We start from the raw sequence: 13,263 nt of genomic DNA, 5'->3' as shown, positions 1-13,263 counted from the left end.
CTTAAAAGTAAAAACTTTTAAGCTGCTAGGTTTGTCTATCCCGCAAGTTTTCTAGTTAATCCGAGATAGATCTGGTTAAGAATTTGTAAAGATGTGGCAACAACAGTCCATTCTTGTTGCATAGCAGTCATATGCATTTGCATTTCCAACTGATAGCTTTGGCCCATGTCTGCGAAAGCTTGCTGATCCGCCTGTACACTTGCTTGTACTGGGAACAATCCTCCGCTAATAATATTGGATGGGAGTCCTGAGACCAGGGCGTCTTCTAGAGTCTCTAAACGCGCTTGCCATTGATCCTGCCCTCCAAAGACGTGGAAAGTTCCTTCGGGATCTTTTCCGGTGTCTCCCCCGCCTTGATTTCCGTCACGAACTCCCACCCTCAGTGGATTAAGATAGATTTGTAGTAAGACCAGGGAGCCGCTGATAGCATTGAGGTTATCCGCATACCCCTGCAAAGCGTCTGTAATGCGTAGACGTTGCTCATTGGTTATGACTGTATCATTTTGGACACGAGCTAATTGGGTTTTTACCTCTTCTAGTGCCTTGTTGGCATACTCTAGATAAAGTTTTGATTGCTGTTTTTCTAAAGCGAGTTTTGCTTGAGCGGTTTCCATGGATCCAGGGAAAGTATCTGTAGCCATCGCTGTCATCGGCTGTTGACCAGCAAAGCTAGCAAAATTGAAATAAGTAGCTCCATTTACAAACTGAGAAATAGCATCAATCATTGCATTTCCTACGCTAGATCCCAGATTGCTATAATATAAATCAGCCTTCATCTGTGTTAAGTAGTCGATTTCTTTAGGCATATAGCGGTCTATCAATACGGCAGCTACAGCGGATGGAAGGGGAAGAGAGCGGATTTCATAAGATTGTGCTAACAGTTGATAGGACAAAAGATCCTTTCTTAGCTGAGTAATTCTTTGTAGAAAATGCTCGCTGCCCTGTAAAGTACTTTCTAATTTTGCACTTTCTACTTGAGTTAAAGCTCTGAATCTAAAAAAAGCACGGGCAGAAGTTTCTGCATGATTGTTTGCTGCTAAGGTTATATTGGGCAAAAATCCTCTAGATCCAAAGTTAAGAAGAACAGGGTTTAGGACCACTTTATTAGAATTATCAACACTACAAATCGTGTAATCTCGGTCTACACCATCGACGTTCGTTATAAATCTACAGTTAGCTGCGACAATGTTTTTCATTGAGGCTTTTAGCGTTTCGGCTAAAGCGAAAGAAGAGACCATAGTATCGGCTTGTGCCGTCAAAGCTCGCTTAACGTCATCCATAGATACCGAGTCGTTAGACGAAATGACTGTCGCTGCTGTAAAATAGGCCCAAACAGCACCAATGTAATCGCCTCCTTTAAAGTCATTAAGTTTTTTAACGGTTTCATTGACTAATGTTTGCTGCTCAGCAGTTAGTTCGTGAAATCGAGCATCGATAGCACGAATAGCTTGTAGGGATCCTGCAATGGAAGCATTCGTTACCTCTATAGTTGTCTCATTCAAACCAATAGGAGCAAAGCTTCCCATAATAAATTCGACTAGGCTGCAGATATCTGTAAAAAGAGAACGCATCCGCGCGTTGATAAAAATAGTTTCATTTAAGACATTATCTAAGTTTTTGATGGATAGCACTTGATCTCTGTAAAGATCTGCAATATTGCGGCAAAGTTCTATCTTTTCATTGCTAGGGAGGGAGGTTTTGATAATAGCGTCAGCTAGGGCTTCACTAGTTTGTAAAATTGTATCAAATCCTTCTGTCTGGAAGGGGTCTACATATTCTCGTAGCGAGTCTATTAGAGATTGTAATTCTTGAAAGGACGCAAACTCTTCTGGCGAGAGTTTGGTTTGGACAATATTAAGAATATCTTGAAGTCCTTCGATTCGAATATCTGCGAATACCTGTTCTATAGAGGCATCTTCTCCCAAAGCTGCTAGTAACTGATTAGAAAAGAGAACTTTTAGATTTCCTTCGAAAGGAACGGCTTGAATAGCAGCAAAGATTTGGTCGGGAAGAAGATAAAACCTATCAAAATCTTCTGTGGATAACTCTCCATTTTTTGCTTTATTTACCAACTTGGTTAACAAAGCTTCTAGATCTCTCAAAGTCTGAAAAGCTGTTGCTGGAGTTGCTGGAGCTGTTGTTGTAGTAGGGGTCATCGATTGCAAGAATACGGCTTCTGTTGCTTTGCTTACAACGGCTAAAAAGTCTTCTAGTACATTGTGCGCCCAAGCTTGTTTAGAGGCGTTGTAAAGAGGGTTGAGGGAGGGGGGATCATAGGTAATCGCTGCAGGATTGTTAGACGGTTGAGCAGTTGTGGCTAAGGTATTCTGGGATAAGGAAGAGATGAGTTGTTCATAGCTGTCTTGTACATCGTTATCTAATAGAGAAAGCACGCTTTGAATCGCATTGCGTTCTATTTCTGTTTTTTGAAATTGCATTACACAATTAAGGAAGAGAGGCTTTTTCTGATTAGTAGGAAGAAAAAGATTTTCTATTTTAGTGTAATCTTTTGAAATAGAATTAATTTTGTTAAATATGTTCATAGAACACATCTCGATTATTATCCTTTATAAAAGATTACCATAAAAATTTTTATTAAAACAAACATAGAAAAAAACTTTTTTTAATAAGAAAATAAAAAAAAGAAGTTTTGTTTTTTTGTTTCTATGTCTTCTTACTATTTAAATTTCCGGCCGACTACCGTATCTGGGGAAGGTTTATTTAAAATTAAACTCACGAATCCTTGTTCGAATTTTGAAAATCGAGCGAAGCCCGCTATCAATATTGAAGAGTTAAATTCTGGACTTTATGTGCTCAGACGCTTGGCTGTAGCCTTAGAAGCAGGCTATTTGGGGGGTGGGTCTGTCATTAATCCAAATAATAGAATTTTTCCTGGGGGAGAGTGTGGGATTCGGAGAGTGTGGGAAGGTAGTGTGCCTGCCTCTGGAGCGATTTCCGGTACTACAGTAGCTGAAATTAAACAAAATACAGCAAAAGTATTAGTGACTACCATCACAGATAGCCTAAATGCCTTAATAGAGGAAGTTTCAGAACTACCTATGACTCAGGTAGCAAGTGTATCTGCAACCCTTGTTTTGATGGCCGCCTATCAACAAAACCCGACTCTTATCGAGACAGAACAAGGTGGTGTATTTGCTAGCGCGCATATTCCTTCCGATGAGGCCATTAAGGAAGTCATAAAAAAAGAAAAAGAACAAGCAATCCAAGAAGGAAAAGATCGTGTTACTGCACAACTGACAGCGCAAGGCGCTTCTGAGAAAGTGATAGAAGACTCTTTGAAGGATTATGAGGAACATTACGTTTCCGAGTATTTTAACACACATGTGAAACAAGCTCTTCTGAAACATCGTGCAAACATTGGAGAGAATATCCAAATGATGCTGGACAAGTGCTTGGCACTAGGCCCAGCCGTTCCAGATGCTTTAACCAAAGATAATGTCAAAGAAGCTAATGCAAAGTGGGTTCTGAAAGCTTGGATGGATGCATTTAATCGTGCTATGGAAACTGAATCAGCCTTGGGAGGGGATAAAGCGATCGTTGAAGCTGTGCTCAAAATGATTCCATATGCAGAACCAACACACCCCAAGTTAAATGACGCGGACATCAATGCCATTTATACACAAGCTGCATTACCACCTCCAGAAGTGATGGATTATTACCTGACAAGTCAAGATGCGGGGATCTGTAAAGGAGAAGTGGTCAAGGCTTTTCAACAAGCCACTCAGAATCTAGCAGCTGTACGAGCTGATATAGAAGCTAATATTGAAGAGTTAGAAGTCAAAAAAACATCTTTCCAGCAAGCCCAAGCCTCCTTAGAGAGCATGTTAGAGGGAGTGAAACGACTCAATGATAATAAGAAATTTACATCTGTACGATTATCTTCCGTTATGGAGTGCTATGCAGGACTCTTGGCGTTATCGCAAATGTCTGGGGTATTAGAAACTAAAGGTATTAATCTTATAACAGAGTATGTAAACAGGTTTTTGCAATTAAATAATGGCAATACGGCACAAACGTTAGCACATGTAATATCTTACGTGGCAGCTTATTGCGAAGTCGCTGAGAGCACCATGGCCAATACAATTCTGGAAGCACAGAAGAATACAGTAGTTCAAAAAGTCAAAGCTAAATTTCAAGAGCTTAACCAACGAACATTTTGTGGAACCTTAACTGCACCATCAGACACAGAATTACAAAATAATTATATAGAAGGAAGAAATGGGGTGTGCCAAGCTTATTTCAGCAAGTTTGTGGATTCGGTGATTACAAGTGGCTTAGACCTTTCTTCGGCAGCTACTCAGGCACAGACTATGCTTGCAGAGTTTCAGACCAAGGCGGCGGAGTATCTCAACACCTTCCAAACTAAAATAGATGCCCTTAAACAAGCTTATGAAGATTTGGATCCAACAAAGGCATCATTTAATGCCTCTGCAGGGGGACAAGCTTCTTTGCGAGAAAAAGCTGTCAATAGCTGGGTCGAGTCTACAAGTTTGGGTTCTGCTTTTATTCATCTTATTCTCAATACACAGATTCCTAAGCAGGAAAACTTCTTAAATCCTTTGATTCAAGAAGTGAACTTCAATAACGTGGCAGCAAATGCTGTGAATGACTTGTTGTCGATCACTAATAATTTCTCTACTTCTTCTGTATACTACAACCTGTCCTCCTATCTTGTAGAAAGTAGAGAAGGACAGAATTATTTTTGTGGAGATTTCTTCGAGTTTCTTAGCGCTTTAGCTAAAGAGCGAGAGTATATTGCAAGGGACATCAACAGCTGTTATCGGGCTCAAGCGTTTGGGAAAGCTCTGTTGGCAAAAGTAGAAGCTTTAGCTACTGGGAATAAAGTGACCGCAGCTCAAGCCAATAGTATGCGTACGCAGACGAATTTGTACTTATCTTTTATTCAGATCATTGTTGAACAATTGGCGGTTTTAGACTCTTTGTTAAGAAGTTTTTATTATAACCCCCTACAAAAAGATGGTAAGTACGATGCCAATAAGTACGAGATCAGAGGGCCGACCGATTGGATTTCGACGTTAGCGAGTTTGGAAGGCTATGCTGCTAATGGATTCGATAAAGCGAGTCCTTCTGGGGGATTAGGGCCGATGCATACGCTAGTGCAAACGGATCAACACGATTATTTGACGCAAAGCCAAACACAACAATTGAATTTACAAAACCAAATGACAAACATTCAACAGGAGTGGACGCTGGTTTCCACTTCTATGCAAGTTCTTAATGGGATTTTGTCCCATTTGGCGGCGGAAATTTATACCAATTAAAAAAAGAAACCCGTAGGTATATCTACGGGTTTCGGTGTTTAAATATTTTTTTAAGAAGCAACGGCAAGCAGAATATTTCCTAAAGCAGATAAGAAGCAGAAAATCCCCACGACAAACGCAGTATGCACTCCCATAAATACCGAAGAGACCGTTTCGGTAACAAAGATAAACGCTTGCGCCAGCAAATCAAAGATACTGCACAGCAAAGCAAACATGCTCTTACGAGCGTTTGCAAGGCGTGCCGAGAAGGAGGCCTCTTTGCTTGCTCCTTCTTGTGAGGAGGGAGCCTGTTTAGCTGTCTCGACAACGTCTCGAGTATTTTCGGCGACATCGAAAGCGGAACTGACCGTTCCAAATGCGGTTGCTGCCAAGCCAATGCCTTTGGCATGCCCTCCCAATCGATAAATAGGGAGAGAAGGAGATCCCATAAATTTCACGGTACCCAGAACTTTACTGGCTAAACGAGTCACCTTACTCAACATAGATAGAGGAGAGAACAGGATTCTTTGTTTTGATAGGGGATCTACTTGGAAAGATCCGTCGGCATTAGTTTTGAAGAATAGCCCCCCAGTTAATAATTGGGCTAATCCGCATCCCGCTTGCACAGCATTACTTGTGTCGCAGGCAATCCCTAGCGTTTTCTCTACGCTTGAGAATTGTTGTTGATTGGCATTAGACCAAGAAGCTCCAGGGGCGAGCCTAGCTATGGAGCAGGAAGAGGATATTAGGTCAAAGAAATCGTTAAGACTACTGAGCTTTGAGCGAAGAGCTGTCGCGTCTCCTCGTAAAGTAGATATGGTGGCGGAAGACAAGCATCCTCTCGCAGGGCTCATGAGCGCTGTCGCTGCTGTTGCCATTGGAAACCTCCAAAAAATTAAGACCCCATCTCGTTAGCAATGTTAGGAGATTAAAGGCTTGTAACTCGAAAAATGGCTTTTAGGGGAAAAATTGTAGAGGTTAGTAAATTTTAAATCGATACAAATAAAATTTTAACACGAAAAGGTCCAAAAAGCCTCCGAATCAAGTGAGCCCGGCAGCTTCTTGGACTTAAGATGATTTGATTAGGAAAGAATAGAAAGCTTAGGCTGCAATACAAGCGCGGCCAGAGGCGCGAGATTTGACTCGATCAGCTTTACCTTTCTTAAAAATACCGCGTTTTACAGCTTTGTCTGCAATGCTGTAAACAGAACGCAACCCCATCGCGATGGATTCCACATCACCCGATTGAACCGCCAATTCAAATTTTTTCAATGTGGTTTTGACTTTTGATTTGAAGCTGTGATTGCGCAGCTGTTTTTTCTTAGAAGTGATAACTCGCTTCTCTGCAGAAGGGCGTTTTTGTGGTCCGGCCTTCTTGCTCGGTTTTTTTGGTGCCATAATCTCTCCCAATTAGGCTAATTTTAACTGTTATCTTTAACGTAAAGAACAAACGCGACACCTCACAGCAATTCGGCTGTGATTTTCGGCATGACATGAGATTAGGATAAATTGTATCCGAAACTTTACGTCATCTCTGGGAGTGTCACTCCAGAGACCGACACAATTCTCTAAGGAGAGTGCCGGCAGTAACGATATCATCCGCTCAGACCCTACAGGTAACCCGGGACGGAACACGTAGAGATTCTAGGTGAAAAGACAATAAAATAGAAAGAAAAATAGGATTCGTATGAAAAGCGAAAGAAAAGAGCGGTTATAGTAATGAAGAAGCCTCTTGTTTAAAAGAAGTTTTAATGACTACGAATATCGTAGTAGATTCTAAAACAGAGGATATTCCAAAATTCGAAAAAATAAAGATTCATTCCGATCGTTTATATAAGGAAGTGATGCTGGGCTTCACTGTCTGGGTTACAGTATTTGAGGGGAAGGACCAAAGACATGACGAGGTTTTTTTTTAAACTAGGAAAATTGCGAGAAAGAAACCGGGTCATTAAGCAAAAAATATACCTTTGTGTTTCTAGATATTTTCATTATTTGCCACCCGTATTAGCTATACTTTTGCCTATAGGAAGCTGGCCTTTTTTATCTGAACAGCAATGGCGATATGGCTATTTTCTTTTCCCTGTCGTCTCTTCTTTAGGATGGTTATTTGCTATTGGATTACGAGAGAGACAGTTGCGAGCAGCAGCAGGGCAGCTGCTCGAAGCGAAAATTCGTAAGCTTACGGAGCAGGATGAAGGGCTAAGAAATATCCGAGAAACGATAGAGAAGCGTCAAAAAGAAGCTAATCGTTTGAAACTTCACAACGATAAGTTAGTGGAACGGCTTGGTCAAGCTCGAGAAGTGTTTATTCAAGCTAAAGGGCGCTATGATCACATGGAAGAAATGTCGCGTAAGCTGAAGGAAGAAAATCAACAATTGCATATGCAGTTGGAGGCTGTTGTTTGTGAGCGTAATGAGCAAATGGCAGAAAATCGAGAGTTACGACAAGAACTTAAAGAGACATTAGCGTATCAGCAAGAGCTTCATGACGAGTATCAAGCAACTTTTGTGGAGCAGCATAGTATGCTCGATAAAAGACAGGCTTATATTGGTAATTTAGAGGCAAAAGTACAAGATTTGATGTGTGAGTTGCGGAACCTTTTGCAGCTAGAGATGGAAGCAAAAACGGATTTGCCAGGACGACCTGTGGCTTCTCGAGATGTCGTTGCTCAACTTGTGCAGGAATTTCGTAAAATTGTTTTTCGAGTGGAGACAACAGAGGCCGCAGATTCTTTGACGGCTTTACGATACACAAGAACAGATCCTGCAGCGCACAACTATTCTTTGGCGTGTCGTCAATTGTTTGATGGGTTACGAGAAGAAAGTTTAGGTATGTTATTTATTTATGCACCGTTTGCTCGAAGAGTTCTCTTCGCTAATGCGTTGTTTACGGATTGGACGGGTTATGGGTTAGAAGATTTTTTAAATAAAGATGGGGATGTTGTTTTAGAAGGCTTCGCTTCGTGGGAGCGAGATCTATTGACAGAGTCTCGAACAGAGCGTTCGGGCAAAATTGTTGTTAAAACAAAAGCCTTCGGTCCCACTCCTTTTTACTATTGTGTAGTTACTTTAAGTAAAGGACCTTTAGCAAAGCATACATTCGGAGTTTTGTACCCAGCGAAGGCGAGCTTCTTTACAAACATTTCTTACATTTAAAAACCGATCGAGAAGAAAGTTGGTGTGAGAGGTGTTTTTAGGCCAGAATCTGGTCAACCGGCTAGTTTTATCACAAAAATCCCTAGATTTCTTGTTTTTCTTAAGATAGACTGTCACTTTCTAGGCCGATTTTTTCCTTAGTTTTTAATTTGTTAGCATGCGCATGGATACGCTAGATAGTCAAGCTGCTGGGGCAGCCCAAGAAGAAGAAATCCAAAGAAAATTAGAAGAGTTGGTGACTCTTGCTAAGGATCAGGGGTTCATTACGTATGAAGAAATTAATGAAATTCTTCCTCCCTCTTTCGATACGCCCGAACAGATAGATCAAGTTTTAATTTTCCTTGCGGGGATGGATGTTCAAGTCTTGAACCAAGCGGACGTAGAGCGGCAGAAAGAAAGGAAGAAAGAAGCCAAAGAGCTAGAGGGGTTGGCTAAACGTTCTGAAGGAACGCCGGATGATCCTGTCCGGATGTATCTAAAAGAAATGGGTACAGTACCTCTTCTCACTAGGGAAGAAGAAGTAGAAATTTCTAAAAGGATAGAAAAGGCTCAAGTACAGATAGAGAGAATTATTTTGCGTTTTCGCTACTCGACCAAAGAGGCTGTTTCTATCGCACAATATTTAATCAACGGTAAGGAACGATTTGATAAAATTGTTTCTGAGAAAGAGGTAGAAGACAAAACACATTTTTTAAATCTTTTGCCGAAACTAATTTCTTTACTTAAGGAAGAGGATGCTTATCTAGAGGAACGTCTTCTTGCGTTAAGAGATCCAGCGTTGTCCAAACAAGATCAGGCTAGACTGAACGACGAGCTGGAAAAATGTCGTATTCGGACACAGGCATATTTGCGATGTTTTCATTGCCGTCACAATGTGACAGAGGATTTTGGAGAGGTCGTTTTTAAAGCCTATGATTCATTTTTACAGCTAGAACAGCAAATTAATGATTTGAAAGTCCGCGCAGAAAGAAATAAGTTCGCGGCAGCCAAACTTGCTGCTGCGCGACGTAAGCTTTACAAGCGAGAAGTAGCTGCAGGAAGAACTCTTGAAGAGTTTAAAAAAGATGTTCGGATGTTGCAGCGTTGGATGGATAAAAGCCAGGAAGCTAAGAAAGAAATGGTGGAATCCAATCTACGGTTAGTAATCTCGATCGCAAAAAAATATACTAACCGAGGGTTGTCCTTCTTAGATCTGATTCAAGAAGGAAATATGGGCTTAATGAAAGCTGTGGAAAAATTTGAATATCGTCGGGGTTATAAGTTTTCTACTTATGCCACTTGGTGGATTCGTCAAGCTGTGACGCGAGCGATCGCTGATCAGGCGAGAACCATTCGGATTCCTGTTCATATGATCGAAACCATTAATAAGGTGCTTCGTGGAGCCAAAAAATTAATGATGGAAACAGGAAAGGAGCCTACTCCTGAAGAATTGGGAGAAGAACTTGGTTTTACTCCAGATCGTGTTCGAGAGATTTATAAAATAGCCCAGCATCCAATTTCTTTGCAGGCAGAAGTCGGAGAAGGCGGGGAGAGCTTCTTTGGGGATTTCTTGGAAGATACCGCTGTTGAATCCCCGGCAGAAGCGACGGGCTATTCTATGCTGAAAGACAAAATGAAAGAGGTCTTAAAGACTCTTACCGACCGAGAGCGTTTTGTTTTGATCCATCGGTTTGGTCTTTTAGATGGTCGGCCCAAAACTTTAGAAGAGGTGGGTTCCGCATTTAATGTGACGCGAGAGCGGATTCGACAAATTGAAGCCAAGGCTTTGCGGAAAATGCGTCACCCCATTCGTTCTAAACAGCTGCGAGCATTCCTAGATCTGTTGGAAGAAGAGAAGAGTGGCTCGGGTAAAGTTAAGAGTTATAAGAATTAATCTTTCTTTTTAGAAGGAGTCTGGTTGTATCGGTTAGACATAACTGATTTTCGTGTGTGGGTATCGATGGGAGTTACAGAACAGGAGCGGCACCATGCGCAGCCGATTCTTGTTTCCGTATCTCTTATTTTTAAAGAGGAACCCAAGGCATGTTCTTCGGATGAACTTTCTGATGGCGTTTGTTACGCGGCGCTTGTCTCTCTTATTGAAAAGACGTTAACAAGTAATCCCTGTGCTTTAATAGAACGTTTAGCTAAGGTTTTGCTGGAAAAATTAGAAGAGGCTTTAGCGGGACAGGTTAGTAGGATTGATTTACGAGTGAGTAAAGAGCGTCCACCGATCCCAGATTTGTTAGGCCCTGTGAGTTTTAGCATAGGTAGAGAGGTTCTGTGACTGCTTGGAATTTTGTTTGTTTGAGTTTCGGCTCGAATTTAGGTAACCGGCACGAATACATAAGACGTGCTTTCGCATGCTTAAAAAAAGCGGGGATTAAGAATTTAAAAAGCTCCGTGATTCTTGAGACCAAAGCCATACTGTTAGAAGGGTCTCCGAAGGAGTGGGATCTTCCCTATTTCAATTGTGTTGCTATAGGAGAAACGCAATTATCTCCGGATGAGCTGGTCAGAGAATGTAAGGTGATTGAGCGGGCGTTTGGAAGAGATTTTTCATTGAAATGGGGCCCACGGCCTATTGATATTGATGTGATTCTTTATGGGGATGAAACGTTTGCTTTCCATAGCGAAACGTGCACAGTTCCTCATCCTAGACTGTTAGAAAGACCTTTTCTTATTTCTCTGATAGCTTCTTTGTGTCCTTATCGTCGCTTTTATCTTGAGGGATCTCCTTGTAATGGGAAGACCTTTGCGGAGCTTGCCGCTATCTATCCGCTAGCTGAAGGAGAGGTTTTAGGAAGCTTTGGTCCAGCAACTCAGATTATGGGAGTAGTTAACATCACCGATAACTCAATCTCCGATACAGGGTTGTTCTTGGAAGCAAGAAGGGCTGCTGCGCATGCAGAGCGGTTATTTGCAGAGGGAGCTTCTATTATCGATCTAGGGGCTCAAGCTACGAATCCTCGAGTGAAAGATCTAGGAAATGTGGAGCAAGAGTGGGGGCGTTTAGAGCCTGTTTTGCAGCTATTAGCAGAGCGCTGGAAAGGGGCAAAACAATACCCGGATGTGTCGATAGATACTTTTAGGCCAGAAATCATTCGACGCGCTATTGAGATATTTCCGATTCGTTGGATAAATGACGTTTCTGGGGGATCTTTGGAAATGGCTCATTTAGCGAAAGAGTTTGGACTCCGACTGTTAATCAATCACTCTTGCTCCTTGCCTCCAAGGCCTGATTGTGTGCTTTCTTATGAGGAATCTCCTGTTACCCAGATGTTGCGTTGGGGAGAATCTCAATTAGAAACTTTTGCTCAAATTGGCCTTGATACAAGCTGGCAGGTAGTGTTTGATCCGGGCATAAGCTTTGGGAAGACTCCAGTTCAATCCATGCTGCTTATGGAAGGGGTGGAGCAGTTCAAGCGTGTTTTAGAATGCCCTGTATTGATTGGGCATTCTAGAAAATCCTGCTTGAGTCTGTTGGGCCGATTCAGTTACCAGGATCGAGATTGGGAAACTATAGGGTGTTCTGTAGCTCTTCATGATCGAGGAGTCGATTATCTGCGAGTACATCAAGTTGAAGGGAACAGACGGGCTTTAGCTGCTGCTGCCTGGGCTGGAATGCCCGTATGATTCAAGCAACAGGCATTGTTGCTATTGATCCTCGAGGAGTGATGGGAGCTTCAGGAAAGCTCCCCTGGAGTTATCCGGAGGATCTACGCTTCTTTGCAGAAACGATTCAACACCACCCGATTATTATGGGAAGAAAGACTTGGGAGTCTCTTCCCGATAAGTATAAGTGTGGTCGCACTGTGGTTGTTTTTTCTCAAAAACACAGATTATCTCAAGGGGTGTGGATTTCTTCCTTAGCAGAGTATGAAAAGCTGTCACTAGACTCTCCTTTCTTAATAGGGGGGGCGGAGCTCTTTGAGTGTTTTTTTCAGCAGAACCTTCTGAAAGCTTGTTTTGTGACGCATATACAAAAAACGTATCCGGGAGATACCTATTTCCCTGTAAAGCACTTGTTGGGCTGGAAAAGGAAGCGTATTCGCCAAACAGAAAATTTTGCTATTTATTATTATGAAAATTACGCCGATTAAAACTCGTAGAGTGGTTGCTCAGGATTCGCTGCAGGAGATTTTGCAAGAAGCCTTGCCGACTCTTCAAGAACGGAGTATAGTAGCCATCTCTTCGAAGATTGTCAGTTTATGTGAAGGATCTGTTGCGGATGCTCAGGTGAGCAAGGCTGAACTGATTAAAAAAGAGGCCGAGGCTTATTTATTTTGCGAAAAAAGCGGCATCTATCTAACGAAAAAAGAAGGTATTTTGATTCCTTCTGCAGGAATTGATGAATCCAATACAGATCAAGCCTTTGTTTTATATCCTAAAAATCTTTTAAGGTCGTGTAATCAAATCGGAGAGTGGTTAAAAAAAGTTTTTAGGGTGAAAGAGTTAGGTGTCATTATTACAGACAGCCATACTACGCCTATGCGGCGAGGAGTATTGGGGATAGGATTATGTTGGTATGGTTTTTCTCCTTTGCATAATTATGTAGGATCTCCAGATTGTTTTGGTCGACCCTTGCAGATGACTCAGAGTAATCTTGTGGATGCTTTAGCGGTAGCGGCCGTTGTCTGTATGGGGGAAGGGAATGAGCAAACGCCTTTAGCGGTGATTGAACAAGCGCCTAAGGTTGTGTATCATCAGCACCCGACTTCCCAAGAAGAGTACTTTTCCTTGCGCATAGATGAAACAGAGGATTTATACGGGCCGCTTTTGCAAGCGGTTTTGTGGAATCAAGAAAAGGAATAAAGGAGTGATCGTGAATTTTTTAGATCAGCTA

10 protein-coding genes are annotated in these 13,263 nt (G+C 41.9%); 7 read left to right on the top strand and 3 right to left on the bottom strand.

The features are described 5' to 3' along the window. Window positions 1-35: 35 nt before the first annotated feature. Window positions 36-2,552, bottom strand: coding sequence for a CT620/CT621 family type III secretion system effector (locus B6E89_RS03370; protein WP_080133141.1), 2,517 nt, complete (start codon window positions 2,550-2,552; stop codon window positions 36-38). A gap of 114 nt (window positions 2,553-2,666) precedes the next feature. On the opposite strand from B6E89_RS03370, the gene B6E89_RS03365 reads away from it, so the two are divergent. Further along, a complete protein-coding gene (locus tag B6E89_RS03365) occupies window positions 2,667-5,303 on the top strand; it encodes a CT620/CT621 family type III secretion system effector (protein WP_080133140.1) in 2,637 nt (878 codons plus the stop codon). Between the two features lie 50 nt (window positions 5,304-5,353). Here B6E89_RS03365 and B6E89_RS03360 read toward each other — a convergent pair whose 3' ends face one another. Together B6E89_RS03360 and rpsT are read right to left on the bottom strand one after the other, a co-directional pair. Next, window positions 5,354-6,160 (bottom strand): hypothetical protein, encoded by an 807-nt coding sequence (locus tag B6E89_RS03360; protein WP_080133139.1) that lies wholly within the window; start codon window positions 6,158-6,160, stop codon window positions 5,354-5,356. 223 nt (window positions 6,161-6,383) lie between these two features. Then, window positions 6,384-6,680 carry a 30S ribosomal protein S20 gene (rpsT, locus tag B6E89_RS03355; RefSeq protein ID WP_080133138.1) on the bottom strand — a complete coding sequence of 99 codons (297 nt, stop codon included), beginning with the start codon at window positions 6,678-6,680 and terminating at the stop codon, window positions 6,384-6,386. A gap of 498 nt (window positions 6,681-7,178) precedes the next feature. On the opposite strand from rpsT, the gene B6E89_RS03350 reads away from it, so the two are divergent. From B6E89_RS03350 to B6E89_RS03325, 6 genes are all read left to right on the top strand, one after another. Further along, window positions 7,179-8,438 (top strand): hypothetical protein, encoded by a 1,260-nt coding sequence (locus tag B6E89_RS03350; RefSeq protein ID WP_080133137.1) that lies wholly within the window; start codon window positions 7,179-7,181, stop codon window positions 8,436-8,438. A gap of 157 nt (window positions 8,439-8,595) precedes the next feature. Then, window positions 8,596-10,311, top strand: coding sequence for an RNA polymerase sigma factor (locus B6E89_RS03345; RefSeq protein ID WP_035407173.1), 1,716 nt, complete (start codon window positions 8,596-8,598; stop codon window positions 10,309-10,311). A gap of 24 nt (window positions 10,312-10,335) precedes the next feature. Then, window positions 10,336-10,704, top strand: coding sequence for a dihydroneopterin aldolase (gene folB / locus B6E89_RS03340; RefSeq protein WP_080123154.1), 369 nt, complete (start codon window positions 10,336-10,338; stop codon window positions 10,702-10,704). Continuing rightward, complete coding sequence (gene folP, locus B6E89_RS03335; protein ID WP_080123898.1) at window positions 10,701-12,053, top strand: dihydropteroate synthase; 1,353 nt, start codon at window positions 10,701-10,703, stop codon at window positions 12,051-12,053. Before folB ends, folP begins: the two co-directional genes overlap by 4 nt. Beyond that, the gene (locus tag B6E89_RS03330; RefSeq protein WP_080121594.1) at window positions 12,050-12,520 is read left to right on the top strand and encodes a dihydrofolate reductase; all 471 of its coding nucleotides are present in this window, start codon (window positions 12,050-12,052) and stop codon (window positions 12,518-12,520) included. Before folP ends, B6E89_RS03330 begins: the two co-directional genes overlap by 4 nt. Then, on the top strand, window positions 12,501-13,232 hold the full coding sequence (locus B6E89_RS03325) for a putative folate metabolism gamma-glutamate ligase (protein ID WP_080121593.1): 732 nt from the start codon (window positions 12,501-12,503) through the stop codon (window positions 13,230-13,232). The genes B6E89_RS03330 and B6E89_RS03325 overlap by 20 nt, the downstream gene beginning before the upstream one ends. Window positions 13,233-13,263 lie beyond the last annotated feature (31 nt).

Source organism: Chlamydia suis (assembly GCF_900169085.1).
Lineage (GTDB): Bacteria > Chlamydiota > Chlamydiia > Chlamydiales > Chlamydiaceae > Chlamydia > Chlamydia suis.
Note: the sequence above shows the minus strand (reverse complement) of the source record. Positions and strands in the feature narration are given on the sequence as shown.

Coding starts and splice junctions, on each gene's coding strand:
- B6E89_RS03330 (WP_080121594.1), top strand. CDS start 12,050: ATGATTCAAGCAACAGGCATTGTTGCTATTGATCCTCGAGGAGTGATG.
- rpsT (WP_080133138.1), bottom strand. CDS start 6,680: ATGGCACCAAAAAAACCGAGCAAGAAGGCCGGACCACAAAAACGCCCT.
- B6E89_RS03345 (WP_035407173.1), top strand. CDS start 8,596: ATGCGCATGGATACGCTAGATAGTCAAGCTGCTGGGGCAGCCCAAGAA.
- B6E89_RS03365 (WP_080133140.1), top strand. CDS start 2,667: ATGTCTTCTTACTATTTAAATTTCCGGCCGACTACCGTATCTGGGGAA.
- B6E89_RS03370 (WP_080133141.1), bottom strand. CDS start 2,552: ATGTGTTCTATGAACATATTTAACAAAATTAATTCTATTTCAAAAGAT.
- B6E89_RS03350 (WP_080133137.1), top strand. CDS start 7,179: ATGACGAGGTTTTTTTTTAAACTAGGAAAATTGCGAGAAAGAAACCGG.
- B6E89_RS03325 (WP_080121593.1), top strand. CDS start 12,501: ATGAAAATTACGCCGATTAAAACTCGTAGAGTGGTTGCTCAGGATTCG.
- B6E89_RS03360 (WP_080133139.1), bottom strand. CDS start 6,160: ATGGCAACAGCAGCGACAGCGCTCATGAGCCCTGCGAGAGGATGCTTG.